This is a genomic window from Streptomyces sp. NPDC037242, from assembly GCF_055604165.1.
In genome coordinates this window covers 160,275-186,408 of sequence record NZ_JBVJUY010000005.1, presented here as the reverse complement: position 1 = coordinate 186,408, position 26,134 = coordinate 160,275, and the positions used below count along the sequence as shown (strand labels likewise).

Genomic DNA, 26,134 nt, shown 5'->3' with positions numbered 1-26,134 from the left:
ACAAAAAGACCCCCCCCCCCCCCCCCCCCCCCCCCCCCTCAACCCCCCCCCCCCCCCCCCCCCCCCCCCCCCCCACCCCCCCTCCCCCCCCCCCCCCCCCCCCCCCCCCCCCCACCGGTCTTTCGTGCGGGACCGCTCAGCAGCCGAGCAGGCGGCTGCCGAGGTAGCTCTGGATCTGGTCCAGGGAGACGCGCTCCTGCTTCATGGTGTCGCGCTCGCGCACGGTCACCGCGTTGTCTTCGAGGGTGTCGAAGTCGACGGTGACGCAGAACGGCGTACCGATCTCGTCCTGACGGCGGTAGCGGCGGCCGATGGCGCCCGCGTCGTCGAACTCGATGTTCCAGTTCTTGCGCAGGTCGGCGGCCAGGCCCTTGGCCTTCGGCGACAGCTGCGCGTTGCGGGACAGCGGCAGGACGGCGACCTTGATCGGGGCCAGGCGCGGGTCGAGGCGCATGACGGCGCGCTTCTCCATGACGCCCTTGGCGTTCGGAGCCTCGTCCTCGTTGTACGCGTCGAGCATGAAGGCGAGCATGGCACGGTTGACACCGGCCGCCGGCTCGATGACGAACGGGGTGTAGCGCTCGCCCGACTCCTGGTCGTGGTAGGTCAGGTTCGCGCCCGAGGCCGCGGAGTGGGCCTTCAGGTCGTAGTCGGTGCGGTTGGCGACGCCTTCGAGCTCCGAGAACTCGTTGCCACCGAAGTTGAAGCGGTACTCGATGTCGGCGGTGCGCTTCGAGTAGTGGGACAGCTTCTCCTTCGGGTGCTCGTACCAGCGGATGTTCTCCTCGCGGATGCCGAGGTCGCGGTACCAGTTCCAGCGCTCCGCCATCCAGTACTCCTGCCACTGCTCGTCCTCGCCCGGCTTGACGAAGAACTCCATCTCCATCTGCTCGAACTCGCGGGTGCGGAAGATGAAGTTGCCGGGCGTGATCTCGTTGCGGAAGGACTTGCCCATCTGCGCGATGCCGAACGGGGGCTTCTTGCGCGAGGTGGTCTGCACCACGGCGAAGTTGGTGAAGATGCCCTGGGCGGTCTCGGGGCGCAGGTACGCCTTCGAGCCGGTGTCCTGGGTCGGGCCGAGGTGGGTCTCCAGCATGCCGGAGAACTGCTTGGGCTCGGTGAACTGGCCCTTCACGCCGCAGTTGGGGCAGTTGATGTCGGCCAGACCGTTGGCGGGCACGCGGCCGTGCTTGGCCTCGTACGCCTCTTCCAGGTGGTCGGCGCGGTGGCGCTTGTGACAGGAGGTGCACTCCGTCAGCGGGTCGGAGAACGTGCCGACGTGACCGGACGCCACCCAGACCTCGGGGGACAGGATCACGGAGGAGTCGAGGCCGACGATGTCCTCGCGCCCGGTGACCATCGCCTTCCACCACTGGCGCTTGATGTTCTCCTTGAGCTCCACACCGAGCGGACCGTAATCCCAGGCGGCCTTGGAGCCGCCGTAGATCTCACTGCACGGGAAAACGAAGCCACGGCGCTTGCTCAGGCTGACGATGGTGTCGATCTTGTCGGCGGCCACGGTGCTCTCTTCATTACGAGGACGAACGGCGAATGCCTCAGGTTACCGGCGCCCGCACCCCCCCTTTCAAATCGGTTCCCCTTCCTCCGCCCTCCCCCGACCCTCACCGCGGACCGCCCACCAGGGTTTTTGACAATCGTTTCCATTTTTGATGAAAATGGATGTCATGAACGTACGACGCCTCATACCCACCGCCGCCCTCGCCGGAGCCGTCGCGCTCGGCGCCACCGCCCTCACCGCCTGCTCCGGCGGAGCCAGTGCCTCCGGCGACAAGAGCGGCAAGCTCGACGTGATGGCGTCGTTCTACCCGATGCAGTTCCTCGCCGAGCAGATCGGCAAGGACCACGTGAAGGTCGACACCCTGACCAAGCCGGGCGTCGAACCGCACGACCTGGAGATCACCCCCAAGCAGACCGCGCAGCTCGGCGAGGCCGATGTCGTCCTCTACCTCAAGAGCCTGCAGCCCGCCGTCGACAAGGCCGTCGCCCAGTCCGGCGTGAAGAACATCGTGGACGCCGCCACCCTCACCAAGCTCGAGGTGCACGGCGCCGCCGGCCACGAAGGCCACGACCACGCGGCCGAGGGCGAGGGCGAGGACCACGGTCACAGCCACGGCGAGTCCGGCGAGGACCCGCACGTCTGGCTCGACCCCACCAAGTACGCGGAGATCGCCAAGGGCGTCGGCGCGGCCCTGGAGAAGGCCGACCCCGACCACGCGGCGGACTACAAGAAGAACACCGACGACCTGGTCTCCAAGCTGGGCACGCTGGACACCGAGTTCAAGAGCGGACTGGCGAACACCGCTTCCAAGACCTTCATCACCACCCACTCCGCCTTCGGCTACCTCGCCGAGCGCTACGGCCTCGCCCAGGAGGGCATCTCCGGCGTCGACCCCGAGTCCGAGCCGAGCCCGGCCCGGATGAAGGAGCTCCAGGCCGTCGCGAAGAAGGACAATGTCTCCACCGTGTTCTTCGAGACGCTGGCCAGCGACAAGACGGCCAAGACCCTCGCCAAGGACACCGGCCTGAAGACCGACGTCCTCGACCCGCTCGAGGGAATCACCGACAAGTCCCAGGGCGCTGACTACTTCGAGGTCATGCGGTCCAACCTGAAGAACCTCCAGAAGGCACTCGGAGCCAAGTAATGACAGCAGCAGCAACGGAGGCGCGAGCCATGCAGTCCACGCCCCGACAGGCAGCGGACCAGCCCGTCATATCCCTGCGCGGGGCCACGGCCTCGCTCGGCTCGCGCCCCGTGCTGCGCGGGGTCGACCTCACCGTGCACCGCGGTGAGGTCGTCGCCCTGCTCGGCGCCAACGGCTCCGGCAAGTCCACGGCCGTCCGAGCCGTCGTCGGCCAGGTCCCGCTGACCGACGGCACCCTGTCCCTCTTCGGCACGGACTTCAAACGCTTCCGCGACTGGTCGCGCATCGGTTACGTCCCGCAGCGCACCACCGCCGCCAGCGGCGTCCCCGCCACCGTCCGGGAGGTCGTCTCCTCCGGCCGGCTGGGCCGCACCCGCTTCGGAATCCTGCGCAAGGCCGACAAGGCCGCCGTCGAGCGCGCCCTGGCCCTGGTCGACATGGACACGTACGCCGACGCCTCGGTCAACGCCCTCTCCGGCGGCCAGCACCAGCGCGTGCTCATAGCCCGGGCGCTCGCCGTCGAGCCGGACCTGCTGATCATGGACGAGCCGATGGCCGGCGTGGACCTCGCCAACCAGGAAGTCCTCGCGAACGCCCTGCGCGAGCAGGTCTCCGCCGGTTCCACCGTCCTGCTCGTCCTGCACGAGCTGGGACCGCTGGAGCCCCTCATCGACCGCGCCGTCGTCCTGCGCGACGGCTGCGTCGTCCACGACGGACCGCCCCCGGAGGCCGTGGGCCAACACGCCCTGCCCGGCCACGACCACGTACACCCCCACGCGGCGCACGACGCCGAGCCCCTGCGGACGGGACTGCTGAGCTGATGGACCTCCTGAACTACGCCTTCATGCAGCGGGCGCTGATCGCGGCCGCGCTGGTCGGCATCACGGCGCCCGCGATCGGCACGTACCTCGTCCAGCGCCGTCAGGCCGTCATGGGCGACGGCCTCGGACACGTGGCCATGACCGGTGTCGCGCTCGGCTTCCTGCTCAACACGAGCCCGGTGTGGATGGCCACCCTGGTCGCCGTCATCGGCGCGGTCGGCATGGAGCTGATCCGCTCCCGCGGCAAGACCAGCGGCGACGTCGCGCTCGCCATGCTCTTCTACGGCGGTCTGGCCGGCGGCGTCATGATCATCAACATGGCTCCGGGCGGATCCACGACCAACCTGGTCAGCGCCATGTTCGGCTCGATCACCACGGTCGCGCCCGAGGACGTCACCGCGATGGCGATCCTCGCCGCCTTCGTCCTCGCCGTCACCATCGGCCTTCGCCGCCAGCTCTTCTCCGTCTGCCAGGACGAGGAGTTCGCCCGGGTCACCGGGCTGCCGGTGCGCTTCCTCAACCTGCTGATCGCGGTCACCGCCGCCGTCACCGTCACCGTGGCGATGCGCATCGTGGGCCTGCTGCTGGTCAGCGCCATGATGGTGATCCCGGTCGCGGCCGCCCAGCGGGTCACCCGCGGGTTCACCGCGACGCTGTCGCTGGCCATGGCGATCGCCCTGCTGGTCTCCCTGGCCGGCACGGCCAGCACGTACTACATGGACGCACCCTCCGGCGCGACGATCGTGCTCCTCGCCATTGCCGTCTTCATGGTGATGACGGCCCTGTCGACCCCGCTGGCCCGGCGCCGCGCCAGAACCGCACGTGCGGCCGAAGAGGTCTGCACGCGGGACGATGTGAAGGTCTAGCGGGCTGGCACAATGGCCGCAGGCCGATACGAGGAGGAACCGGTGGCGACTGCGCCTGGCGAGATGAATACCGCGCCAGTACGAGGGCGATCCACCCGGCAGCGGGCAGCCGTGGCAGCGGCGCTGGACGAGGTGGACGAGTTCCGCAGCGCCCAGGAGCTGCACGACATGCTCAAGCACCGCGGTGACTCCGTGGGCCTGACGACCGTGTACCGCACCCTCCAGTCGCTCGCGGACGCCGGCGAGGTCGACGTGCTGCGCACCAGCGACGGCGAATCCGTCTACCGGCGCTGCTCCACGGGCGACCACCACCACCACCTGGTGTGCCGCAAGTGCGGCAAGGCGGTCGAGGTGGAGGGCCCGGCGGTGGAGAAGTGGGCGGAGTCCATCGCGGCCGAGCACGGCTACGTGAACGTCGCCCACACGGTGGAGATCTTCGGCACCTGCGCCGACTGCGCGTCCGCGGGCTGAGCCGTCCCCGTACGCCCCTTGCGGACGCCGCGCGTCACGACCTAGAGCCGCGGGACGTTCCGTTCCAGGAGCTCCCGTACCCGCTCGACATCGGCCGGGGCCGGGGCTCCCCGCTTCGGGAGCCATCCGAGGCTGCCGTTGCCGTAGCCGAGGACGAACAGGTTCCGGGTCTCGGTCCAGCCGGTGTACCGGGCCCAGGCGTACTCGGCCGCCGTCCCGTCGGGCCGAAGGACGCGCAATGCGTGCCCGCTGACCACGCACCGGTACTCGGGGTGCTCGGAGACCCAGCGGTACATCCGGCGCGCGCGCCGCCACAGCTCCAGGGACAGCGAGACGGCGCCCAGGAGCACTCCCAGCCCGGCCGCGAAGGCCAGCCCGGCCGGATCCGTCGCCCGGCCGTGCTGGGCCACGATCACCGCGACCGGCGCCAGGGGCATCAGTACCAGCCACAGCAGCAGCTGCCTGCGCCCGCCGGACGCCCTGAACGCGCGCCAGCGCAGCACTTCCCGTACGTCGCTGCGCTCCGCGGCGCAGTGCAGCTCCACCGCCTGGCCCGTCATGTCCATGGCGGCAGAGCGTACCCGCAGGATCAGCCCGTGGAGCCCTCGGCCTGGTTCGGGACGGCCCCGCCGAAGCGGCGGTCTCGCTGGGCGTACTCCAGGCACGCAGCCCAGAGGTTGCGGCGGTCGAAGTCCGGCCACAGCACGTCCTGGAAGACCATCTCCGCGTACGCGCTCTGCCAGAGCAGGTAGTTGGAGGTCCGCTGCTCGCCGCTCGGCCGCAGGAACAGGTCCACGTCCGGCATGTCCGGGTAGTACATGTACTTCGCGAAGGTCTTCTCGTTGACCTTCGACGGGTCGAGCCGGCCCGCCGCCACGTCCCGGGCGATCGCCTGCGCCGCGTCCGCGATCTCCGCACGGCCGCCGTAGTTGACGCAGAAGTACAGGGTCATCGCGTCGTTGTCGACGGTCTGCTCCTGCGCGACCTGGAGCTCCTGGACGACCGACTTCCACATCTTCGGCATGCGGCCGACCCAGCGGATGCGGATGCCCAGCTCGTTCATCTCGTCGCGGCGGCGGCGGATGACGTCGCGGTTGAAGTTCATGAGGAAGCGGACTTCGTCGGGCGAGCGCTTCCAGTTCTCCGTCGAGAAGGCGTACAGGGAGAGGTTCTTGACGCCCATCTCCAGGCAGCCCTTGAGCACGTCGAGCACGACGCCCTCGCCCACCTTGTGGCCCTCGGTGCGCGGCAGGCCGCGCTCCTTGGCCCAGCGGCCGTTGCCGTCCATGACGACCGCGACGTGGTTCGGGACCAGCTCACCGGGGATCTTCGGCGGGCGCTCACCGGACGGGTGCGGCTCGGGAACCTTGTACTCGCGGCGAGAGCGTCCCAGAATCCCGCGTCGTGCCATGTGCCCAGCTCCTATTTCTCGACGTAACGCAGGGAGCGTAGCCCGCGTTCCAGATGCCAGTGCAAATAGGCCGAGACCAGCCCGCTGCCCTCCCGCACGTGACGCGCCTCGCACGCATCGGCATGCGCCCAGTCGCCCGTCAGCAGGGCGCTCAGCAGGGCGATGGCCTCCGACGAGGGTACGACGGCTCCGGGGACGCGGCAGTCGCCGCATATCACCCCGCCCGCGGCGACCGAGAAGTGCCGGTTGGGGCCGTGGATCCCGCACTTCGCACAGTCCTCGAAGCTGGGCGCGTAGCCGTTGACGGCGAGGGATCGCAGCAGGAAGGCGTCGAGGATGAGGTGCGGTTCGTGCTCGCCGCGCGAGAGGGTGCGCAGGGCGCCGACGAGCAGCAGGTACTGCTGTACGGCGGGCTCGCCCTCGTTCTCGGCGAAGCGCTCGGCGGTCTCCAGCATCGCGGTGCCGGCGGTGTAGCGGGCGTAGTCGGTGACGATGCCGTTGCCGTACGGGGCGATGATCTCGGTCTGCGTGCAGAGCGGCAGGCTGCGCCCGACCAGTTCGCTGCCACGGGCGAAGAACTGCACGTCGGCGTGGGAGAAAGGTTCCAGCCGGGCGCCGAACTTGGACTTGGTGCGCCGGACCCCGCGGGCGACGGCCCGCACCCGGCCGTGGCCCCGGGTCAGCAGCGTGATGATGCGGTCCGCCTCACCCAGCTTCTGGGTGCGCAGCACGATGCCGTCGTCGCGGAACAGACTCATGCGCCCATTGTCGCCTGTGCGGGCACGGCGACGGCCCTCCGTCCGGACACGGGTCCGGGCGGAGGGCCATCGTCCCTTGGGAGGCTCAGGTGGCGGGCGTCGCGGGCGCGGCCGCGCCGTCCGCCTTCTCGCCGTCGCCGTCGGCGCCGGCTTCGGAGTCGGAGTCGGAGTCGGCAGTGGCCTTGGCGTCGGCAGCGCCACCGGCCACGACACTGGCCTCGGCACCTGCCTCGGCCTCCGCCGGGGCTGCCGCCTGGGCGGGCAGCGCGACCTGGACCGCGGCGCGCGGGTCGTCCTTGCCCAGGCCGTTGAAGATCAGGTTCAGGACGATCGCGGCCGTGGCGCCGAGCGTCACACCGCTGTTGAGGAGCGAGGAGAGGTCCGCGTTCATGTGCTCCTTGAAGAACACCGGAACGGTGGCCGGGAGCAGCGCGAAGGCCAGGGAGACGCCCACGACCAGCGCGTTCTTCTCCTCCTTGAGGTCGACCTTGGCCAGGGTCTGGATACCGGCCAGGGCCACCATCGCGAACATGACGGTCGCTGCGCCGCCGAGCACTCCGTGCGGGACCGCGGCGACGATCGCGGCGGCCTTCGGGAGGAGACCGAGGACGATCATGAAGACACCCGCGGCGACCACCACGAAGCGGCTCTTGACCTTGGTCATGCGGACCAGGCCGACGTTCTCGGCGAAGGCGACGTACGGGAAGGAGTTCAGGACGCCGCCGAGGGCGGTCGCGGCGCCGTCGGCGCGCAGGGCGCGGGCGACGGTCTCGCTGTCGATCTCCTTGCCGACGATGTCGCCGACCGCGTAGGTGTCGCCGGTCGTCTCGACCATGGTGATCAGCATGACGATGAGCATCAGCACGATCGGGAACCACTCGAACTGCGGGGCTCCGTAGTGGAACGGGGTGGAGATGCCGATCCAGTCCGAGTTGCCGACGTCGCCGAACTTCGCGTCGCCGAGCAGGAAGGCGACGGTGGTGCCGCCGACCAGGCCGAGCAGGATCGCGATGCTGGAGAGGAACGGCTTGCCGAGCTTCATCAGGACGAGGATGAAGAGCATCGTGCCGCCGGCGTAGGCGAAGTTCTTCGGGTCGCCGAAGTCGGGGCTGCCGAGGCCGCCCGCGGCGTCGTTCAGGCCGACGGGGATCAGCACGATGCCGAGCACGGTGATCACCGAGCCGGTGACGACCGGCGGGAACAGCCGCATGACCGTACGGAAGGCCTTGGGCGGCAGCCAGGCGAAGGCGAAGGTGGCGATACCGGCCGTGATGACCGCGCCGTAGATGACGAGCAGCCCCGCCGTCCCGCCGCCCGCTCCGAGCCCGATCGCGATCATCGGGGACACCGCGGTGAAGGTGACGCCCTGGATCAGGGGCAGGCGCGCACCGATCCGGCCGATGCCCCACGCCTGGAGGATCGAGGCGATGCCGCAGGTGAACAGGTCCGCGTTGATCAGGTACACCAGTTCCTCGGGCTTGAGCCCGAGGGCCCCGCCCACGATGATCGGAACGATCACCGCACCGGCGTAGAACGCGAGTACGTGCTGGAAGCCGTAGAGCGCGAGCTTGGGGAGGGGGAGCACCTCGTCGACCGGGTGCGTGCTCTGCTCTCCGTTGGCGGAAAGCCGGGCGGCGACACGTGCCATCTCTGCCTTGCCCTTCAATGAGGTAGGTAATCGAGAGGAATCTGGTTATCCCTGGCCGGAGTGGGTCGCTAACCCGTTGGTCCGCCAGGGTTGACAGTGCGTTCACGTGAACCGAAGCCCCGCGGTACTACCGCTGGCGTCTCGTCGTGTGACCGGAATTGAACGCCTGTGGGAGGCCTCACAGATATCGTCGACTTCTACAAATTGTTGACGTCTACCGATGTCAGATCTGTAGGTTTCTCCAGTGGCAGGGGCCTGCGCCATGGAGTACGCACCAGGCATGCGGAAACGCCCGTTCCCGCCACGCGAACGCGAAGCGGGAACGGGGTGACGTGCAGGTAAACGATTTTTCATGGTTCCGCTGCGCAAAGCAGAACGCGTCTCTCCGGGTGTCCAACAGGTGGATGCCCGCCGGCCGGAGCGATCAGCTCCGCCGTTCCCGCGGCGCACCACGGGGCTCGAATCCGGGGGTGCGAGGCCGGATCGTTACGTCCTACCGGCCGGTTTCCGGCCCAATTCCATCCCCTTCGGGCCCGCACGCACCTTACGGAGCACGGACCGCGGAGAGCAGCCGCGCGACCTCGTCCGCGTCGATCCGCAGCGCCGCGCCCACCGTGGCCAGCACCTCCCGCTCTGCAGGGATGTACGGTCCGTCCGCGAGTGCGATACGAGCGCCCTGCAGCAGGATCGACTCACGTCCCGCGGCGGCCAGGTGCGGGGCGAGCGGCTCCAGCGCCTCGTGGAGCTCGATCGACAGCGCGGCCCCGCAGCACTCGGGGCCGTCGTACAGCCCCAGCCGGCCCTCGTCGGTCGCCAGAGCCTCCACGAGGGACTCCAGCTGCGCCTCGGTGCAGTCCTGGAACCCGGCGGACCGTACGGCGCCCACGGCGGCCTCCAGAGCGCTGCGCGAGGCCGTACCGCCGGCCGCCAGCACGGCCAGGGCCACGGTGTGCACGGCGTCGCGCAGCAGCGCGGAGAAGCGGGTGGTGGTGAGGTGGTCCAGCGCGTCGGTACCGAAGCGCTGCCGGCAGCCCTGGCACTCGACCACGGGCCCGGCGTGCCCGCGCGGCAGCAGCGGGACCCCGAGGACGGTGAAGCGGCGGCGCCCGGTGCGCCGGCGGTAGTTCCGGTCGCCACCGCAGTCGGGGCAGAAGAACTCCCCGTCGCCCACGGTGCTCCAGGTGGTACGGATGCCCCAGGCCGTCAGCTTCCGGCCGTCCCCACCCCGAACTGGCAGCACGTCGCACCTCCGTAACCTTCCGGCAGCATCGCCGGGTTGGCGTGATGTTAGCCACATCGGTGAGCATGCGTCAGCCGTGTGACAAGACAACATCCGACGGCCCCCGTACTTGGCCGATCTGCGCCCCCGCCCCGAGAGCCCCCGACCCGCGGTCCGGGCCCGCCCGGAGACGGCGGAGCCCCGCCCCTCCGGAGGGAGGGGCGGGGCCGCCGATTTCCGCTCGCCGATCCGCGGATCAGCGGCCCGCGCGGTTGACGGCGGAGATGACCGCCTTCAGGGAGGCGCGGGTGGTGTTGGCGTCGATGCCGATGCCCCACAGGACCCGGCCGTCGATCGCGCACTCGATGTACGAGGCGGCCACGGCGGACGCGCCCTCGCTCATCGTGTGCTCGGTGTAGTCCAGCAGGCGGGCGTCGACCCCGATGCCGGCCAGCGCGTCGAAGAAGGCCGAGATCGGGCCGTTGCCGGTGCCGTCCAGCACGGTCTCCACGCCGTCCACGACCGCCTCGACGGTCAGCGTGTCCGTGCCGTCCTTGTCGGTGGTGGTCTGGCCGGAGCGCAGCTGGATGCGCCCCCACGGGTTCTCGGGGTTGGGCAGGTACTCGTCCGAGAAGACGTCCCAGATCGCCTTCGGCGTGACCTCGCCGCCCTCGGCGTCGGTCTTGGCCTGGATGATCCGCGAGAACTCGATCTGCATGCGGCGCGGCAGGTCCAGCTTGTGGTCGTTCTTCAGGACGTAGGCGATGCCGCCCTTGCCGGACTGCGAGTTGACCCGGATGACCGCCTCGTAGGAGCGGCCGACGTCCTTGGGGTCGATGGGCAGGTACGGGACCGCCCACTCGATGTCGTCGACGGTGACGCCCTTGGCGGCCGCGTCGGCCTCCATGGCGTCGAAGCCCTTCTTGATGGCGTCCTGGTGGGAGCCGGAGAAGGCGGTGTAGACCAGGTCGCCCGCGTAGGGGTGGCGCGGGTGGACCTCCATCTGGTTGCAGTACTCGCTGGTGCGACGGATCTCGTCGATCTGCGAGAAGTCGATCTGCGGGTCGATGCCCTGGGAGAACAGGTTCATGCCCAGCGTGATCAGGTCGACGTTGCCGGTGCGCTCGCCCTGCCCGAACAGGCAGCCCTCGATGCGGTCGGCGCCGGCCATCAGGGCCAGCTCGGCGGCGGCGACGGCGGTGCCGCGGTCGTTGTGCGGGTGCACGGAGATGCAGACGTGCTCGCGACGGGTCAGGTTGCGGGCCATCCATTCGAAGCGGTCCGCGTGGGTGGAGGGCGTCGAACGCTCCACGGTGGCGGGCAGGTTCAGGATGATCTCGCGGCCCTCGGCCGGCTGCCACACGTCGCAGACGGCCTCACAGACCTCCAGCGCGAAGTCCAGCTCGGTGTCGGTGAAGATCTCCGGGCTGTACTGGTAGCCGAAGGTCGTCTCGGGGCCCAGCAGCTTCTCGGCGTACTCCATGACCAGGCGGGTGCCGTCGACGGCGATCTGCTTGATCTGCTCCTTGGAGCCGCGGAAGACGACCCGGCGGAAGGTCGGGGCGGTCGCGTTGTACAGGTGCACGGTGGCGCGCCTGGCGCCGACCAGCGACTCCACGGTCCGCTCGATCAGGTCCTCGCGGGCCTGGGTCAGTACGGAGATGGTGACGTCGTCCGGGATCGCGCCCTCTTCGATGATCGAGCGCACGAAGGCGAAGTCGGTCTCGCCCGAGGACGGGAAGCCGACCTCGATCTCCTTGTAGCCCATGCGCACCAGCAGGTCGAACATCTCGCGCTTGCGGGCGGGGGTCATCGGGTCGATCAGCGACTGGTTGCCGTCGCGCAGGTCGGTCGACAGCCAGCGGGGAGCCTTGGTGACGCGGGCGTCCGGCCAGGTGCGGTCCGGGATGTCCACCTGCTCGTACTGGCCGTACTTGTGGATCGGCATCCCGGAGGACTTCTGGGAGTGGGTCGCGTTGGTGATGGGCGTGGGGCGACCGACAAAAGGCTGCTGGCTCATGGCGTTGGGCTCCTCGCGTGTCCGCGTGTAGTTCGCTGGGACGGCCGACGGCGGTCGTAAAAACCGCAACACCAAACTCCGCGGGGAGGGGGCCGGCCTACGACTACAGACCCTCGCCGCGGCAGCTAAGGAGAAGCAGCCCGAAACGCATGATGGGCCGAGCCTAACCGAGCCGCGCCGTATCGCGAGGACCTGTTTCAGTATGCAAGACCCCTGGGTCCGATTTGCACCCTTTGTGAGCTAAGCCTCTTTCTCGCCACCGGGTCCGGGGCGATGTCCGGGCGATCCGTCAACGAAGCGCAGCCGCTTTCAGACAAGCGAATGAATCATGGTCGCCCCTAGTGACACACGGATCACTCACTGCCACATTGCCGGGATGGATGCCTCCCGCGCTCACCACCGCCACCCCGTCGTCTGCGGAGTCGTGCCGCCGCACGTCCTCGACCGGATCGCCCGCTCCGAGGACCCCGACCGGGCCGCCGCCGCACGCCAGACCCTTGAGCTCGACGCCTCCCACCGCGACCGGCGACAGCTCAGCCCCCTCCTCGCCGCTCCGATGGCCACCCCGTCCGACACCCCGCAGCGGACGATCTACGACGCCCAGCACCGCACCCGGCTGCCCGGCAAGAAGGTGCGGGGCGAGGGCGCGGACGCGAGCCAGGACGCCAGCGTCAACCGCGCCTACGCCGGGCTCGGCGCGACCTTCGACCTGTACCTCAAGGCCTTCGGACGCCACTCGATCGACGACGCCGGCCTGCCGCTGGACGCCACCGTCCACTACGGCCGGCGGTACAACAACGCCTTCTGGGACGGCACCCAGATGGTCTTCGGCGACGGCGACGGGGACCTCTTCCTCGACTTCACCGTGTCGGTGGACGTCATCGGCCACGAGCTGACGCACGGGGTCACCCAGTACACGGCGAACCTGGAGTACCGCGGCCAGTCCGGCGCCCTCAACGAGTCCATGTCGGACGTCTTCGGCTCCCTCATCAAGCAGTACTCGCTCGACCAGAGCGCCGCCGACGCGGACTGGCTGATCGGCGCGGGGCTGCTCGGGCCGGGCGTCGACAGCGGCCAGGCCCTGCGGTCGATGAAGGCGCCCGGGACGGCGTACGAGGACGACGTGCTCGGCAAGGACCCGCAGCCTTCGACGATGGACGGCTACGTCCACACGTCCAGCGACAACGGCGGGGTCCACATCAACTCCGGCATCCCCAACCACGCCTTCTACCTCGTGGCCAGCGAGTTGGGCGGCAAGGCCTGGGAGCGCGCCGGGCAGATCTGGTACGACACCCTGACCGGCGGGGAGCTGGCCGCGGACGCGCAGTTCGCGGACTTCGCCCGGCTGACGGTCGCGGCGGCCGTGGCGCGCTACGGCGACGGCGGCGCCGAGCACCAGGCCCTGCAGAAGGCTTGGTCGGCGGTCGGCCTGGGGTAGAAGGCCGGGCATGCGGATTTCTGTGGTGCGGACGGGCGGTTTCGCGGGGATCGAGCGCCGGGCCGAGGTGGACACCTCGGGCCGGCCCGACGAGGACGAGTGGCGGGCCCTGGCCCAGCTCGCCCTGCGGCCCGCCGCGCCGGACCGTCCCACGGAGGGGGTGCGGGACGGGTTCTCGTACCGGATCACGGTGGACGGGCGGACGGTGCTCTGCCAGGACCCGAACCTCTCGGAGGCCCAGCGGACGCTGATATCGCGGCTGCTGAAGGAGGGCGCTTAGGCACACGGGCGCGCACGGCCGCGCACGGCCGGGACCCGCCGGTTTAAGGAGGTGCCCTCGGCGCTCGCACTTGCTTGGATGGCTCGAATGACTGACAAGACACTGCTGTCCGAGCTTGAGCGCTACTACGACACGGCCCCGCGGGTCGGCGGGGCGCGGGCCGAGGACATCGGCCCGCTGACCCTGTTCGTACAAGAGGGTGCGGGCTGGCCGTACTACGCGCGGCCCCTGCTGGGCGCCCCGGACGGCCCGGCCGCCCCCGAGGTCTCGGTGGCCGACGTGGAGCGGGTGCTGGCCCGGCAGCGGGAGCTGAAGGTCCCCGAGTCCTTCGAGTGGGTGGCCGAAACCACACCCTCCCTGCGGGCCGCAGCCGAAGCGGCCGGGCTGCACGTCCACGCGCACCCGCTGATGGTGCTGGACCCCGCCGCCGTACGCCCGCCCGCGCGGCCGGACGTACGGGTGCTCGGCGCGGACGACGCCCTCCTGGGCCCGGCGGTGACGGTCCCGATGCTGGCCTTCTCCGCGCCGGGCACGGCCGTGGGCGAGGCCGGCCCCGCGGAACTGGCGGTGGCGGCGCAGGACCCCGCGGTGGAGCCGCGCCGGGAGCGGGTCTCCGGAATGATCGCCTCGGGCCGGACCGTCATGGCGGCGGCCGAGCGGGACGGCGTCGTGCTGTGCGCGGGCCAGTACATCCCGGTCGGCGAGGTCGCCGAGGTCGTCGGCGTCGGCACCCTTCCCGCGGCGCGCCGCCAGGGCCTGGCCCTCGCGGTGACGGCGGCGCTGGTGGCGGACGCCCTCGCGCACGGAGCCCGGACGGTGTTCCTCTCGGCGGGCGACGAGGACGTGGCCCGGATCTACGGCCGCCTCGGCTTCCGGCACGCCGGTACTGCCCTGATCGCGGAACCGCCGCTGTAGCGATTTGCCGGAACGGCAACGAAGTTTGCCCGTGGGGCCGGGGCGGGCGGAGCATCGGGAGTACCGGACCCGTACAGGAAGAAGGCTCCCATGCACCAGCACGAACACGCCCAGGACCCCGCCTCCGAGCCCGTCGGCGGCGAGGCGTTCTGGGACGGCCGCTACAGCGAGAGCACCCGGATCTGGAGCGGCAAGCCCAACGCGCTCCTGGTCCGGGAGGCCGCGGACCAGGCCCCCGGCCGGGCCCTGGACCTCGGCTGCGGCGAGGGCGCCGACGCCGTCTGGCTGGCCCGCCGCGGCTGGCACGTCACCGGGACCGACATCTCGAAGGTCGCCCTCGGGCGGGCGGCCGAGCACGCCGCCGAGGCGGGTGTCGGCGACCGCGTCGACTTGCAGCGGCACGACTTCGCCGAGTCCTTCCCCGAGGGGGAGTTCGACCTCGTCTCGGCGTGCTTCCTGCACAACTACGGGGACTTCCCGCGCGACCGGATCCTGCGCACGGCCGCCGGCGCCGTGGCCCCGGGCGGGGTCCTGCTGGTGGTCGGCCACGCGGGCGGGCCGTCCTGGAACCCCGACGCGCACGCGGAGATCGGCTTCCCGACGCCGGAAGAGGTCCTCCGGCAGCTGGAGCTGCCGGAGGGCGCCTGGGAGGTGCTGGTCACGGGAGAGCACGTACAGGCCCTGACCGACCCCGAAGGCCGGCCCGGGACCCGTACGGACAACGTGCTGAAGGTGCGGCGACTCGCCTGATGCCGTGGAACCGGCGGGACTAGAAGCCGAGCTTGCGCAGCTGCTTGGGGTCGCGCTGCCAGTCCTTGGCGACCTTCACGTGCAGGTCGAGGAAGACCGGCGTCCCCAGCAGCGCCTCGATGTGCTTGCGCGACTTCATGCCGACCTCCTTCAGGCGGGAGCCCTTGGGGCCGATGATGATGCCCTTCTGGCTCGGCCGCTCGATGTAGACGTTGGCGTGGATGTCGAGCAGCGGCCGGTCCGCCGGGCGGTTCTCCCGGGGGATCATCTCCTCGACCACGACCGCGATGGAGTGCGGGAGCTCGTCCCGTACGCCTTCGAGGGCGGCCTCGCGGATCAGCTCCGCGACCATCACCATCTCGGGCTCGTCGGTGAGGTCGCCCTCCGGGTACAGCGGCGGGCTCTCCGGCAGCAGCGGCGCGATCAGGTCGGCCAGCAGCTGGACCTGGCTGTCGCCGACCGCCGACACCGGGACGATCTCGGCCCACTCGAAGCCCAGCTCCGCGCCGAGCTGGTGGACGGCGAGGAGCTGCTCGGCCAGGGCCTTGGACTCGACCAGGTCGGTCTTGGTGATGATGGCGATCTTGGGGGTCTTCTTGATCCCCGCGAGCTCCTTGGCGATGAACTTGTCGCCGGGGCCGAGCTTCTGGTCGGCCGGCAGGCAGAAGCCGATGACGTCGACCTCGGCCCAGGTGGTCCGCACGACGTCGTTCAGGCGCTCGCCGAGGAGCGTGCGCGGCTTGTGCAGACCGGGCGTGTCGACCAGGACGAGCTGGGCGTCGGGGCGGTGCACGATGCCGCGGACGGTGTGGCGGGTGGTCTGCGGCCGGTTGGAGGTGATCGCGACCTTGGTACCCACGAGTGCGTTGGTCAGGGTCGACTTCCCCGCGTTGGGGCGGCCGACGAAGCAGGCGAAGCCCGCACGGTGCGGGCCGGTGGTCTCGGGGGAACGATCGCTCATACGGGCCATTCTCCCCGATGCGGCTCCCAGCGCCGACCAGGCCGCCGCCACGAGGGCGAGGAGGGCCGCCAGCCGACTCGTCAGGGAGGGGTGGCGGGCGTAGTCGGCGCTCGCCCGGTCAGTCGTCCCGGCGGCCCCCGCGTCCACCGTGACCTGGGCCCATTCCACCGCGGGCGGGTCCTCCCAGCGGGTGCTGAGCCGCACTTCCTGGCCGGGCAGCAGTTCGGCCGGAAGTCCGGTGAGGGTCCGTGTGAGGAGCCGGCGGCCGAGGGTTCCGGAGGCGGTGAGGGTGGCGCGGGGGCGCAGGGTGACGTTGCCGAGGTTGTGCAGGGTGTACGAGACCTCCGCGCCGGGCCCGCGCGAGGCGACCCGGAGGTCCTCGACGGCCAGGGCGGGGGCGGTCGGCCCGGTGACGCGGAGGTAGAGCCGGGCGGCGACGGCCTGCTGTACGCCGATCCCCTGCGCGGTGGCGGCGGCCGGGCGGTCCTCCATGGCCACGATGGCGCCGGGGTGGTCCCCCGGCTCGGCCCGGTCGGGGACGGTGAGCGTGAAGCCGACGCTGACCGCCGCGCGGGCGGGCACGGTGACCCGCTCCAGGTCGAGCCTGGCCCACGCGGCGGTGGCGCGGCGGGGCTCGTCGGGGCCGCGCAGGGCGAAGCCGCCGTCGCGGGCGGTGTTGTAGGCGTCGGCGGCGTAGAGGCGGAAGGTGCGGGGCCGGTCGGTGCGGTTGGCGACGGTCACGGAGTCGGCGACGGCGGCGCCGGGGGCGGCGGAGAGGTAGAAGTACGGCCGCTGCCCGACGGCGTTGGCGGCGGGGAGCACCGACCACTGCCCGTTGTCGGCCGCGGCCGCCGGCCCGGCGGACCCGGGCAGTACGAGGGCCGCGGCCACCCCGAGCAGCAGGGCGGCGCCCGCGGTCGTGCGGCCGGGGCGGCGCCGGAGCGGGGTCACGACAGGGTCAGGGTCAGCACCGCGGTGTAGGCGCCCGGCGCGGTGTACGGGGGGACTTGGAGGGCGACCGCCGCGTCGACGGTGAAGGTGCCGCCGACCAGCGGGGCGTCGGGCGTGGAGGCGAGGACGGCGCCGTCCGGGCCGACCACGCCCGCGCTGCCCGGCGCACACGTGCTCGGGCTGCCGGCGGCGGCCGTGCAGGACGGGGTCCAGCTCAGGGAGGCGCCGGGGATGCGGACTCCGCCGGGGCCGGTGAAGTCGGTGACCTTGCCGATCAGGGACCACCCGGCCGGGCCGCCGCGCGCGTCCTTGACGGTCACGGTCCCGATCCGGCCGGGGGCCGCGCCGCCGTCGCCGTACGGGACCGCGCCCAGGGTCACCGCCTCGCCGGTCTGGGTCATGCCCAGCGCGCCCGGCTCCACCACCGCGGTCACCTTCTGCGTGCCCGGCGGCATCGGGGCGGGGCCGATGACCGTGTACGCGGCGGGCCCCGAGCCCTGCCCCGGCGACCAGGCCGGGCCCTCGTACGCCACGACACCGGTGGTCGCCCTGTCCGTGACCGGCAGCTCCGCCAGGACCACGCCCCGCTCGTCGGCGGTGGCCGTGACCCGGTCGGCGGTCTCGGCCGCGCCCGCCCGGCCCGCGACCGTCACGGCCGCGCCGGGGGCGAAGCCGGCGCCGGTGACCTTGACCATGGCGCCCGGTTTCCCGGAGGCCGCGCCGAGCGTGACGCCCCGCAGGTTGGCCATGGGCAGCGCGGTCGCCGCGAGCCGTGCCGCGACGGGGGGCGCTCCCGCGGCCCCGGGGGCCCCGGCGGCGCAGGTGGTGTCCAGGTCGAGCAGGTGGGCGGTGTGCAGGGTGTAGCCGCCGGGGGCGAGGGTGATCCCGCCCGGCGCGGTGACGGTGAAGGTGCCGGTCATGGTGACGGCGGGCAGGACCGCACCCGCCCCGACGGGTTCGTTCCGCTTTGCCCCGACGACGGTGACCGCGCTGTCCTGCGCTCCCCCGAGCACGACCAGCCCGGTCGGGGTCAGCACGTCGGCGGGGAGCTCGCCGCCCACCGGGTTCACGGCGGGGGTCCTGGTCACCTGGTACGTCACGGTGACGGTGTCCCCGACGCGCGGCGCCGGGTTGTCGACCGTGATCCGGGCCGTGGTGGGTCCGTCGGCGGGCGGCAGGCCGGCCTCCTGCGGCGGCAGGCAGTGCGTCGGGAAGTCCACCTGGCCGGGCACCTGCCCCGGCGGCTCCCCCTCGGCGGCGGCGGGCGGACCGAGCGCGCCCCCGGTCGCGGCCGCGAGCACGGCCATGCCGACGGCCGCCGACCATCTCCTGTTCCGCGCCCCTGCTCGCACTGCCCGCCCCCTGGTTCCGCGCCCCGCCAGGGGGACATTCACGAGCGGGCGGCGGGATAAGTCAATGCACGGACCCGGCATCAACTGATGTCCCATCAGGAGGTGGGAGGATCTCCCGGGCCCGCGCGGAAGGTGCGCCGGTAGGCCGTCGGGCTCACCCCCAGCGCCGACTGCACGTGCTTGCGCAGCGACTGCGCCGTCCCGAAGCCCGTCTCCCGCGCCACCTGCTCCATCGGCAGGTCCGTGCGCTCCAGCAGCCGCCTGGCCCGCTCCACGCGCTGCCCGACGATCCACTCGCCGGGGCTGACCCCCGACTCCTCTCGGAACCGGCGCGTGAAGGTCCGTACCGACACGGCCTCCTGCCGGGCCAGGTCGGTGAGCCGCAGCGGCTCGTGCAGCCGGTCCAGCACCCACGCCCGGGCCGCCGTGGTGCTGGCCAGCTGCGGCTTCGGCACCGGCCGGTCGACGAACTGCGCCTGGCCGCCCTCCCGGTGGGGCGGCACCACCGTGCGCCGGGCCACCTCGTTCGCGACGGCCGCGCCGTGGTCCCGGCGCACGATGTGGATGCACAGGTCGATGCCGGCGGCGACACCGGCGGAGGTCAGCACGTCCCCGTCGTCGGTGTAGAGCACGCCCGCGTCCACCCGTACGGCGGGGAACGTCCGCTGGAAGTGCTCGGCGGAGGCCCAGTGGGTCGTGGCCCGGCGGCCGTCCAGGTACCCCGCGGCGGCCAGTACGTACCCGCCCGTGCAGATGGAGACGAGCCGGGTGCCGGGGCGGACGTGCGCGAGGGCCGCCGCGAGTTCGCCGGTGAGCCTGCCGTGCTCGTACACCGGCCCGAGCTCGTAGGAGGCGGGCACCACCACGGTGTCGGCCGTGGCGAGCAGCTCCGGGCCGTGCTCGACGTGGACCGCGAAGTCGGCGTCGGTGCGCACCGGGCCCGGGGCGAGTGCGCAGGTGAGGATCTCGTACAGCGGCCGACCGGCCGGATCCTTGGCGCGCCCGAAGATCCGGTGCGGGATGCCCAGTTCGAAGGGCAGCAGCCCGGCGAGGGCGAGGACGACGACCCGGTGCGCCCGGGGCGGTGCCGTGGCGGGTTCCATGGCCCGATCGTACCGAAGCATGTCGTTCGGGCCACTGTCGTGCGGGCCACCCGGGGCCGGAAGCTGACTGCGTGAACCGGACAGCTCCCACCCCCGCCCAGGCGCCCGCCGCCACCGCCACCGCCCCGCGCCGGCCCGGGCGCGTCCACCGCGCCTGGTTCGCGGCGGCCGTGGCCTTCGTGACGATCATCGGCGCCGCCGCCTTCGCCTCCCTGCCCGGGCTGCTGATCGAGCCGCTGCACGAGGAGTTCGACTGGTCGCGCGGCACGATCGGCTTCGCCGTCTCCGTGAACCTGGCGCTGTACGGGCTCACCGCGCCGTTCGCGGCCGCGCTGATGGACCGCTTCGGCATCCGCCGGGTCGTCGCGGTCGCGCTGACCGTCATATCCGCGGGCTCGGTGGCCACGGTGTGGATGACCGAGCCCTGGCAACTGGTGCTGTACTGGGGCGTCCTGGTGGGCCTGGGCAGCGGCTCGATGGCACTGGCCTTCGCGGCGACGGTGACCAACCGCTGGTTCACCGCCCGGCGGGGCCTGGTGACCGGCATCCTCACCGCGGCCGGCGCCTCCGGCCAGCTGGTCTTCCTGCCACTGCTGTCCTGGCTGGTGGAACACCACGGCTGGCGCCCGGCGGCGATCACCGTCTCGCTGGCGGCCCTGGCCGTCGTCCCCTTCGTCTGGCTGCTGCTGCGCGACCACCCGGCCGACGTGGGCCTGGCCCCGTACGGGGGTGCGTACGCGCCCAAGCCGGCGCCGGTTCCGGGCGCGGCGCGGCGGGCGCTGACGGTGCTGGCCAAGGCGGCCAGGACCGGCCCGTTCTGGCTGCTGGCGGGCACCTTCGCGATCTGCGGGGCCTCGACGAACGGGCTGGTCAAGACCCATTTCGTGCCCGCGGCGCACGACCACGGCATGCCGGTGACGGCGGCGGCCGGCCTGCTGGCGGTGATCGGCGTCTTCGACGTGATCGGCACCATCGCCTCGGGCTGGTTCACGGACCGCTTCGAAGCGCGCCGCCTGCTCGCCGTCTACTACGCCCTGCGCGGGGTCTCGCTGCTGTTCCTGCCGATGCTGCTGGCCCCGTCGGTGCACCCGCCGATGGTGTTCTTCATCGTCTTCTACGGCCTGGACTGGGTCGCGACCGTCCCGCCGACCATCGCGCTGTGCCGCGAGCACTACGGGGAGGACAGCGCGATCGTCTTCGGCTGGGTGCTGGCCTCGCACCAGGTGGGCGCGGCGCTGGTGGCCTTCCTCGGCGGCCTGGCGCGCGACGTGACCGGCTCGTACGACCTGGTCTGGTACGCGTCGGGGGCGCTGTGCGCGCTGGCCGCCCTGATGGCGATGGTGATCCGGCGCCGGACGGTTCCGGTCTCGCCGTCGCCGTCGGCACCGCCCTCACCCTCGGCCGCCTGAGGAAGGTCCAAGGCCCCGGGGCGTCAGCCCGCCGGCGTGGTGGACTTCAGGGTGCCGTCCGGCGCCGCGAGCAGCACCGGGGTGGCCGGGCCGCCGAGGTCCCGGACCGCCGCGCGGTCGGCTTCCGAGGGGGCGTCGGCCGCGCTGACGACGGCGGCGGCCTCCAGGGACCGGGCGCCGCTGGCCACGGCCATCGCGACCGCCGTCTGCAGGGCGCTCAGCTTCAGGGAGTCCAGCTCGACGGTCCCGGCGACGTAGGTACGGCCCGTCTCGTCGCGGACCGCCGCCCCCTCGGGCACGCCGTTGCGGGCCCGGGCGCTGCGCGCCAGCGTGATGATCTTGCTGTCTTCGGGGTCGATCCCGGTGCTGTCGGTCATAGGCCGAAGCATATGGAGCGGGGGGGGGGGGGGGGGGGGGGGGGGGGCCCCCCCCCCCCCCCCCCCCCCCCCCCCTCTCCCCTCCGTCCGCCGATCCCCCCGAATCTTGGCGGTGCAGGCATAAACATAAGCGCTGAATAAGCGAAACCTGCGATCCGAAGGTCACATGGATCAGTGACCTTGGACCCACAGGCGTTTCACCTCACGGGCGGTCGAGCCTCAGTCGTTCCGCCCGCGGCAGGCCCGCGACCACCAGGTCGTACGAGTCCTCCACCAGCTCCCGCACCAGCTCGTCCGGCAGCCCGCCGGGCCCGCCCACGGTCACCGTGTTCCAGTGCCGCTTGTTCATGTGCCAGCCCGGCACGATCGCCTCGTGCTCCTCGCGCAGCCGCACCGCCTGTTCCGGATCGCACTTGAGGTTGACCTTCAGCGGCTCCGCGTCCAGCGCCGACAGCGCGAACATCTTCCCCAGCACCTTGAACACCGAGGTCTCGGGCGTGAAGGGGAACTCCTCCACCGCCGCGTTGAAGTCCAGGCACAGCGCCCGCAGCTGCTCGGGGGTCACTCGCCCTCCTCGCCTTCGCCCACCGCCGGGACCACCGGCTCCACCAGCACGGTCACGATCTTGTTCCGCCGCCCCGCCGGGGACTCGGCCGTCAGCCGCAGCGGACGCCCGTCCGGCAGGTCCACCACCGCCGAGGCGCCCGCGATCGGCACCCGGCCCAGCGCCTTCGCCAGCAGCCCGCCGACCGTCTCCACGTCCTCGTCGTCGAAGGCCTCGACCTTGAACAGCTCGCCGAGGTCGGTGATGTCCAGCCGCGCCGTGACCCGGTAGCGGTCGGCCCCGAGGTCCTCCACCGGCGGGAGCTCCCGGTCGTACTCGTCGGTGATTTCGCCGACGATCTCCTCCAGGATGTCCTCGATGGTGACGATGCCCGCCGTGCCGCCGTACTCGTCGATGACGACGGCCACGTGGTTGCGTACCGACTGCATCTCCCGCAGCAGGTCGCCCGCGTTCTTCGTGTCCGGCACGAACACCGCGGGCCGCATCACCGTGGACACCAGGTCGGCCTCCGTCTCCCGGCTGATGTGGGTCTTGCGGACCAGGTCCTTCAGGTACACGATGCCGACGATGTCGTCCTCGTTCTCCCCGGTCACCGGGATCCGCGAGAAGCCCGACCGCAGCGCGAGCGTGGTCGCCTGACGGACCGTCTTGTACCGCTCGATGCAGATCAGGTCCGTACGCGGCACCATCACCTCGCGCACCAGGGTGTCGCCCAGCTCGAAGACCTGGTGCACCATCCGGCGCTCGTCGTCCTCGATCAGCGATTCCTTCTCCGCCAGGTCCACCATCGCGCGCAGCTCGGCCTCGGAGGCGAACGGCCCCTTGCGGAAGCCCTTCCCGGGCGTGAGCGCGTTGCCGATGAGGATCAGCAGCTGCGGGATCGGCCCCATGACCCGGGCCAGCGGCACGAGTACGTACGCGGCCGCCGTCGCGGTGTTGAGTGGGTGCTGGCGGCCGATCGTGCGCGGGGACACGCCCACGGCGACGAAGGAGACCAGCACCATCACCGCGATGGCCACGAGCAGCGCGGTCCAGTTCTCGCCGAACGCGTCGAGGCACACGTAGGTGACGAGCACGCCCGCCGCCATCTCGCAGGTGACCCGGACCAGCAGCGCGACGTTGAGGTAGCGCGTCGGGTCACCGGCGACCTGGAGCAGCTTGGCGCTGCCGCGCCGCCCGTCGCGTACGGCCTGCTCGGCGCGGAAGCCGGAGATCCGGGCGATCCCGGACTCGGCGCACGCCGCGAACCAGGCCACCACCACCAGCAGGACCGCACCGGCGATCAGTTGGGGCGCGGTCACGAGACGGTCGGGGCGGGCGAGGCGCCGGTCATCCCCCGCTCGCCGCGCCAGCCGTCGACGATGGCCGCCTGCAGGCCGAACATCTCGGCCTTCTCGTCCGGCTCCTCGTGGTCGTAGCCGAGCAGGTGCAGCACCCCGTGGACGGTCAGGAGTTGGAGCTCCTCGTCCATGGAGTGCTGCGTCGGGGCCTCTTCGCCCTGCTTCTTGGCCACCTCGGGGCAGAGCACGATGTCACCGAGGAGCCCCTGCGGGGGCTCCGCGTCGTCCTTCGCCGGCGGACGGAGCTCGTCCATCGGGAACGACATGACGTCGGTGGGTCCGGGCAGGTCCATCCACTGGATGTGGAGCTGCTCCATCGCCGCCTCGTCGACGACGATGACGGAGAGCTCGGAGAGCGGGTGGATCCGCATCCGGGTGAGCGCGTAGCGGGCGATGTCGAGGATCGCCTGCTCGTCGACCTCGGTTCCGGACTCGTTGTTGACGTCGATCGACATGGTGCGCTGACTTCTACTTCCGCTGGTAACCGTTCCGGGACTGGTGGGCGTCCTGGCTGTCGTCGTACTTCTCGTACGCATCGACGATACGGCCGACCAGCTTGTGCCGGACGACATCCTCGGACGTGAGCCGCGAGAAGTGGATGTCCGGCACCCCTTCGAGGATCTCCTGGACCTGGCGCAGCCCGCTCTTGGCGCCACCCGGCAGGTCGACCTGCGTGACGTCACCGGTGACGACGATCTTCGAGTCGAAGCCGAGCCGCGTCAGGAACATCTTCATCTGCTCGGCGGTCGTGTTCTGCGCCTCGTCGAGCACGACGAAGGCCTCATTGAGCGTCCTGCCACGCATGTATGCCAGCGGGGCCACCTCGATGGTGCCCGCCGCCATCAGGCGGGGGATCGAGTCGGGGTCGATCATGTCGTGCAGGGCGTCGTAGAGCGGGCGCAGGTACGGGTCGATCTTGTCGAAGAGCGTGCCCGGCAGGAAGCCGAGGCGCTCGCCGGCCTCGACGGCGGGGCGGGTCAGGATGATCCGGCTGACCTGCTTGGACTGCAGGGCCTGGACCGCCTTGGCCATGGCGAGGTAGGTCTTGCCGGTACCGGCGGGGCCGATGCCGAACACGATCGTGTTCTTGTCGATCGCGTCGACGTACCGCTTCTGGTTGAGGGTCTTGGGGCGGATGGTGCGCCCGCGGCTGGAGAGGATGTTCTGGGTGAGCACCTCGGCGGGGGTCTCGTCCGGGCCCTGGCCGTTGCCGCTCGACTTGAGCATGGCGATCGAGCGTTCCACTGCGTCCTCCGTCATCGGCTGCCCGGTGCGGAGCACCAGCATCATCTCGTCGAACAGGCGCTGGATCAGAGCGACTTCCGCCGCTTCGCCGATCGCGCTGACCTGATTGCCCCGAACATGGATGTCGGCCTTCGGGAAGGCCTTCTCGATCACGCGCAACAGAGCGTCGCCCGAGCCGAGGACCGTGACCATCGGGTGCGTGGCCGGAACGGTGAAGTGGGCTCGCGCCTGCCCCGGCGCGGGGATGTGGGCTGTCGGTGTCTGAGTCATGGGCCGGCACTGTGGCCTGCGCATACCTCCCGCTGAGGGGCCGCGCCGATCGTCGACCTCCGGAATACCAAGCCTACGTCGCCACCGCGCCTTCCCCGAGGGGTTTTCCAGGTGCCCGCGGGGCGCTCGCTACGCCGGGTGCCGGAAGCCGATCGTCGGGACCGCCCGGCGGCGCGCCGCGGGTCCGGCGCCCGGGGGGACCAGCGCGTCCAGGAAGGCGTAGCGGCCTCGCAGGTCCTGCGGGGCGGCCCGCCACCAGTCGGACACCTCCGGCCAGCCGGGGGCCGACAGGGAGCCGCCGAACTCCTGCACCGACAGGGCCGCGGTGAGGCCCGCGAAGGCCAGCCGGTCCGCCAGCGGCCACCCCGCCAGGGTGCCGGTGACGAACCCCGCCACGTAGACGTCGCCGGCGCCGGTCGGGTCCAGGGCGTCCACCGTGATCGCCGGGACCTCCGCCGTCTCGCCGGTGCGGCCGTCCACCGCGTACGAGCCCTCCGCGCCCATGGTCACCACCGCGATCGGCACCTTGTCGGCCAGCGCCCGGGCCGCCGCCCGCGGGCAGTCGGTCCGCGTGTACCGCATCGCCTCCCCCGCGTTCGGCAGGAAGGCCTCGCAGTGCTCCAGGTCGGCCAGCGCCGCGAGGTCCCAGCGACCGCTCTCGTCCCACCCCACGTCGGCGAAGACCCGCGAGCCGCGCCGCGCGGCCTGCGCGACCCATTCCTCCCCGCCGCCCGGCCCCAGCGAGGCCACGGCGGCGCGGGCCGCCGGGGGGCACTGCGGGAAGGGGCCCGCGGGGGGCGGTGCCTCGTGGCCGTGCGAGACCATCGTGCGCTCGCCCTCGTACGCCATGGAGACCGTGACGGGGCTGTGCCAGCCGGGCACGGTCCGCGACATCGACAGGTCGATGCCCTCGCCCTGTTCGAGCGCGTCCCAGCAGTACTCGCCGTAGTGGTCGTCCCCGAAGGCCGCGGCCAGCGAGGTGCGCAGGCCGAGCCTGGCCAGTGCGGTGGCCATGTTGGCGACGCCGCCGGGGCTGGAGCCCATGCCGCGCGCCCAGGACTCCGTACCGCGCACGGGGGCCGAGTCGAGGCCCGTGAAGATGATGTCGAGGAAGACCGTGCCGGTCAGGAAGACGTCGCAGCCCGGCTCCCCGGGGTCGCGCAGCGGGCCGAGCGGGTCCACGTCGGCCGCACTGTCCACGGCATCCCCGGCGGTGGAGCGGCTGTTGCGGTCGTTCCGACTGGTCACGGTGTACTCCCCGTTTGGTGCGTGTGCGGATTGAAGTGGCGAAGGGTCGTTTC

General features: G+C 71.6%; 25 protein-coding genes. 9 read left to right on the top strand and 16 right to left on the bottom strand.

The window, feature by feature from the left end; all coding sequences use genetic code 11:
• Nucleotides 1–136: 136 nt before the first annotated feature.
• A complete protein-coding gene (locus ACZ7GJ_RS09000) occupies nucleotides 137–1,519 on the bottom strand; it encodes a glycine--tRNA ligase (RefSeq protein ID WP_470750475.1) in 1,383 nt (460 codons plus the stop codon).
• Nucleotides 1,520–1,685: 166 nt separating this feature from the next.
• On the opposite strand from ACZ7GJ_RS09000, the gene ACZ7GJ_RS08995 reads away from it, so the two are divergent.
• Genes ACZ7GJ_RS08995 through ACZ7GJ_RS08980 form a run of 4 tightly spaced genes read left to right on the top strand, consistent with a single transcriptional unit; the run spans nucleotide 1,686 to nucleotide 4,821 of the window.
• A complete protein-coding gene (locus ACZ7GJ_RS08995; RefSeq protein ID WP_470750474.1) occupies nucleotides 1,686–2,663 on the top strand; it encodes a metal ABC transporter substrate-binding protein in 978 nt (325 codons plus the stop codon).
• Complete coding sequence (locus ACZ7GJ_RS08990; protein ID WP_470750473.1) at nucleotides 2,663–3,484, top strand: metal ABC transporter ATP-binding protein; 822 nt, start codon at nucleotides 2,663–2,665, stop codon at nucleotides 3,482–3,484. Before ACZ7GJ_RS08995 ends, ACZ7GJ_RS08990 begins: the two co-directional genes overlap by 1 nt.
• Entirely contained in the window at nucleotides 3,484–4,350 is an 867-nt protein-coding gene (locus tag ACZ7GJ_RS08985; RefSeq protein WP_470750472.1) for a metal ABC transporter permease, read from the top strand. Before ACZ7GJ_RS08990 ends, ACZ7GJ_RS08985 begins: the two co-directional genes overlap by 1 nt.
• 42 nt (nucleotides 4,351–4,392) lie before the next feature.
• Nucleotides 4,393–4,821, top strand: coding sequence for a Fur family transcriptional regulator (locus ACZ7GJ_RS08980; RefSeq protein ID WP_381755038.1), 429 nt, complete (start codon nucleotides 4,393–4,395; stop codon nucleotides 4,819–4,821).
• Between the two features lie 41 nt (nucleotides 4,822–4,862).
• Here ACZ7GJ_RS08980 and ACZ7GJ_RS08975 read toward each other — a convergent pair whose 3' ends face one another.
• The 6 genes from ACZ7GJ_RS08975 to leuA form a co-directional block, all read right to left on the bottom strand.
• Nucleotides 4,863–5,387, bottom strand: a complete 525-nt coding sequence (locus tag ACZ7GJ_RS08975) for a YcxB family protein (RefSeq protein ID WP_470750471.1) — start codon at nucleotides 5,385–5,387, stop codon at nucleotides 4,863–4,865.
• A 23-nt stretch (nucleotides 5,388–5,410) separates the two neighbouring features.
• Nucleotides 5,411–6,232 carry an isoprenyl transferase gene (locus ACZ7GJ_RS08970; RefSeq protein WP_365924606.1) on the bottom strand — a complete coding sequence of 274 codons (822 nt, stop codon included), beginning with the start codon at nucleotides 6,230–6,232 and terminating at the stop codon, nucleotides 5,411–5,413.
• An 11-nt stretch (nucleotides 6,233–6,243) separates the two neighbouring features.
• Nucleotides 6,244–6,990, bottom strand: coding sequence for a DNA repair protein RecO (recO, locus tag ACZ7GJ_RS08965; RefSeq protein ID WP_365924604.1), 747 nt, complete (start codon nucleotides 6,988–6,990; stop codon nucleotides 6,244–6,246).
• Between the two features lie 85 nt (nucleotides 6,991–7,075).
• Nucleotides 7,076–8,638 carry a nucleobase:cation symporter-2 family protein gene (locus ACZ7GJ_RS08960; RefSeq protein WP_470750470.1) on the bottom strand — a complete coding sequence of 521 codons (1,563 nt, stop codon included), beginning with the start codon at nucleotides 8,636–8,638 and terminating at the stop codon, nucleotides 7,076–7,078.
• Nucleotides 8,639–9,182: 544 nt separating this feature from the next.
• Complete coding sequence (locus ACZ7GJ_RS08955; RefSeq protein WP_365924600.1) at nucleotides 9,183–9,878, bottom strand: TerB family tellurite resistance protein; 696 nt, start codon at nucleotides 9,876–9,878, stop codon at nucleotides 9,183–9,185.
• A 235-nt stretch (nucleotides 9,879–10,113) separates the two neighbouring features.
• Complete coding sequence (leuA, locus tag ACZ7GJ_RS08950) at nucleotides 10,114–11,877, bottom strand: 2-isopropylmalate synthase (RefSeq protein ID WP_470750469.1); 1,764 nt, start codon at nucleotides 11,875–11,877, stop codon at nucleotides 10,114–10,116.
• Between the two features lie 376 nt (nucleotides 11,878–12,253).
• Between leuA and ACZ7GJ_RS08945 the strand changes: the two genes are divergently transcribed.
• The 4 genes from ACZ7GJ_RS08945 (at nucleotide 12,254) to ACZ7GJ_RS08930 (ending at nucleotide 15,260) form a co-directional block, all read left to right on the top strand.
• Nucleotides 12,254–13,315, top strand: a complete 1,062-nt coding sequence (locus tag ACZ7GJ_RS08945; protein ID WP_470750468.1) for a M4 family metallopeptidase — start codon at nucleotides 12,254–12,256, stop codon at nucleotides 13,313–13,315.
• A gap of 10 nt (nucleotides 13,316–13,325) precedes the next feature.
• Nucleotides 13,326–13,595 (top strand): protealysin inhibitor emfourin, encoded by a 270-nt coding sequence (locus tag ACZ7GJ_RS08940; RefSeq protein ID WP_470750467.1) that lies wholly within the window; start codon nucleotides 13,326–13,328, stop codon nucleotides 13,593–13,595.
• Between the two features lie 87 nt (nucleotides 13,596–13,682).
• Nucleotides 13,683–14,510, top strand: coding sequence for a GNAT family N-acetyltransferase (locus ACZ7GJ_RS08935; RefSeq protein WP_470750466.1), 828 nt, complete (start codon nucleotides 13,683–13,685; stop codon nucleotides 14,508–14,510).
• A 90-nt stretch (nucleotides 14,511–14,600) separates the two neighbouring features.
• On the top strand, nucleotides 14,601–15,260 hold the full coding sequence (locus tag ACZ7GJ_RS08930; RefSeq protein ID WP_470750465.1) for an SAM-dependent methyltransferase: 660 nt from the start codon (nucleotides 14,601–14,603) through the stop codon (nucleotides 15,258–15,260).
• 19 nt (nucleotides 15,261–15,279) lie between these two features.
• Here ACZ7GJ_RS08930 and era read toward each other — a convergent pair whose 3' ends face one another.
• From era to ACZ7GJ_RS08915, 3 genes are all read right to left on the bottom strand, one after another.
• Nucleotides 15,280–16,230, bottom strand: coding sequence for a GTPase Era (gene era, locus ACZ7GJ_RS08925; RefSeq protein ID WP_365924707.1), 951 nt, complete (start codon nucleotides 16,228–16,230; stop codon nucleotides 15,280–15,282).
• A gap of 938 nt (nucleotides 16,231–17,168) precedes the next feature.
• Complete coding sequence (locus ACZ7GJ_RS08920) at nucleotides 17,169–18,479, bottom strand: WxL domain-containing protein (protein ID WP_470750464.1); 1,311 nt, start codon at nucleotides 18,477–18,479, stop codon at nucleotides 17,169–17,171.
• A 140-nt stretch (nucleotides 18,480–18,619) separates the two neighbouring features.
• Nucleotides 18,620–19,627 (bottom strand): GlxA family transcriptional regulator, encoded by a 1,008-nt coding sequence (locus tag ACZ7GJ_RS08915; protein WP_470750463.1) that lies wholly within the window; start codon nucleotides 19,625–19,627, stop codon nucleotides 18,620–18,622.
• A 71-nt stretch (nucleotides 19,628–19,698) separates the two neighbouring features.
• Here ACZ7GJ_RS08915 and ACZ7GJ_RS08910 point away from each other — a divergent pair, with 71 nt between their 5' ends.
• Nucleotides 19,699–21,036, top strand: a complete 1,338-nt coding sequence (locus ACZ7GJ_RS08910) for an MFS transporter (RefSeq protein ID WP_470750462.1) — start codon at nucleotides 19,699–19,701, stop codon at nucleotides 21,034–21,036.
• A 23-nt stretch (nucleotides 21,037–21,059) separates the two neighbouring features.
• Here the strand turns inward: ACZ7GJ_RS08910 and ACZ7GJ_RS08905 are convergent, their stop codons facing one another.
• From ACZ7GJ_RS08905 to ACZ7GJ_RS08880, 6 genes are all read right to left on the bottom strand, one after another.
• A complete protein-coding gene (locus ACZ7GJ_RS08905; protein WP_365924586.1) occupies nucleotides 21,060–21,413 on the bottom strand; it encodes a cytidine deaminase in 354 nt (117 codons plus the stop codon).
• Nucleotides 21,414–21,615: 202 nt separating this feature from the next.
• Nucleotides 21,616–21,978 (bottom strand): MmcQ/YjbR family DNA-binding protein, encoded by a 363-nt coding sequence (locus ACZ7GJ_RS08900; RefSeq protein WP_470750461.1) that lies wholly within the window; start codon nucleotides 21,976–21,978, stop codon nucleotides 21,616–21,618.
• Nucleotides 21,975–23,279, bottom strand: coding sequence for a hemolysin family protein (locus ACZ7GJ_RS08895; protein ID WP_470750460.1), 1,305 nt, complete (start codon nucleotides 23,277–23,279; stop codon nucleotides 21,975–21,977). The genes ACZ7GJ_RS08900 and ACZ7GJ_RS08895 overlap by 4 nt, the downstream gene beginning before the upstream one ends.
• Nucleotides 23,276–23,773, bottom strand: a complete 498-nt coding sequence (gene ybeY / locus ACZ7GJ_RS08890; RefSeq protein WP_470750459.1) for an rRNA maturation RNase YbeY — start codon at nucleotides 23,771–23,773, stop codon at nucleotides 23,276–23,278. Before ybeY ends, ACZ7GJ_RS08895 begins: the two co-directional genes overlap by 4 nt.
• 13 nt (nucleotides 23,774–23,786) lie before the next feature.
• Entirely contained in the window at nucleotides 23,787–24,833 is a 1,047-nt protein-coding gene (locus tag ACZ7GJ_RS08885; RefSeq protein WP_470750458.1) for a PhoH family protein, read from the bottom strand.
• A gap of 129 nt (nucleotides 24,834–24,962) precedes the next feature.
• Nucleotides 24,963–26,033, bottom strand: coding sequence for a carbohydrate kinase family protein (locus ACZ7GJ_RS08880; protein ID WP_470750556.1), 1,071 nt, complete (start codon nucleotides 26,031–26,033; stop codon nucleotides 24,963–24,965).
• Between the last annotated feature and the right edge of the window lie 101 nt (nucleotides 26,034–26,134).

What these genes read in the sequence shown, in the direction of transcription:
- ACZ7GJ_RS08995 (WP_470750474.1), top strand. Translation starts at nt 1,686, where the DNA reads ATGAACGTACGACGCCTCATACCCACCGCCGCCCTCGCCGGAGCCGTC.
- ACZ7GJ_RS08990 (WP_470750473.1), top strand. Translation starts at nt 2,663, where the DNA reads ATGACAGCAGCAGCAACGGAGGCGCGAGCCATGCAGTCCACGCCCCGA.
- ACZ7GJ_RS08985 (WP_470750472.1), top strand. Translation starts at nt 3,484, where the DNA reads ATGGACCTCCTGAACTACGCCTTCATGCAGCGGGCGCTGATCGCGGCC.
- ACZ7GJ_RS08975 (WP_470750471.1), bottom strand. Translation starts at nt 5,387, where the DNA reads ATGGACATGACGGGCCAGGCGGTGGAGCTGCACTGCGCCGCGGAGCGC.
- ACZ7GJ_RS08970 (WP_365924606.1), bottom strand. Translation starts at nt 6,232, where the DNA reads ATGGCACGACGCGGGATTCTGGGACGCTCTCGCCGCGAGTACAAGGTT.
- recO (WP_365924604.1), bottom strand. Translation starts at nt 6,990, where the DNA reads ATGAGTCTGTTCCGCGACGACGGCATCGTGCTGCGCACCCAGAAGCTG.
- ACZ7GJ_RS08960 (WP_470750470.1), bottom strand. Translation starts at nt 8,638, where the DNA reads ATGGCACGTGTCGCCGCCCGGCTTTCCGCCAACGGAGAGCAGAGCACG.
- leuA (WP_470750469.1), bottom strand. Translation starts at nt 11,877, where the DNA reads ATGAGCCAGCAGCCTTTTGTCGGTCGCCCCACGCCCATCACCAACGCG.
- ACZ7GJ_RS08945 (WP_470750468.1), top strand. Translation starts at nt 12,254, where the DNA reads ATGGATGCCTCCCGCGCTCACCACCGCCACCCCGTCGTCTGCGGAGTC.
- ACZ7GJ_RS08940 (WP_470750467.1), top strand. Translation starts at nt 13,326, where the DNA reads ATGCGGATTTCTGTGGTGCGGACGGGCGGTTTCGCGGGGATCGAGCGC.
- ACZ7GJ_RS08935 (WP_470750466.1), top strand. Translation starts at nt 13,683, where the DNA reads ATGACTGACAAGACACTGCTGTCCGAGCTTGAGCGCTACTACGACACG.
- ACZ7GJ_RS08930 (WP_470750465.1), top strand. Translation starts at nt 14,601, where the DNA reads ATGCACCAGCACGAACACGCCCAGGACCCCGCCTCCGAGCCCGTCGGC.
- era (WP_365924707.1), bottom strand. Translation starts at nt 16,230, where the DNA reads ATGGCCCGTATGAGCGATCGTTCCCCCGAGACCACCGGCCCGCACCGT.
- ACZ7GJ_RS08920 (WP_470750464.1), bottom strand. Translation starts at nt 18,479, where the DNA reads ATGGCCGTGCTCGCGGCCGCGACCGGGGGCGCGCTCGGTCCGCCCGCC.
- ACZ7GJ_RS08915 (WP_470750463.1), bottom strand. Translation starts at nt 19,627, where the DNA reads ATGGAACCCGCCACGGCACCGCCCCGGGCGCACCGGGTCGTCGTCCTC.
- ACZ7GJ_RS08905 (WP_365924586.1), bottom strand. Translation starts at nt 21,413, where the DNA reads ATGACCGACAGCACCGGGATCGACCCCGAAGACAGCAAGATCATCACG.
- ybeY (WP_470750459.1), bottom strand. Translation starts at nt 23,773, where the DNA reads ATGTCGATCGACGTCAACAACGAGTCCGGAACCGAGGTCGACGAGCAG.
- ACZ7GJ_RS08885 (WP_470750458.1), bottom strand. Translation starts at nt 24,833, where the DNA reads ATGACTCAGACACCGACAGCCCACATCCCCGCGCCGGGGCAGGCGCGA.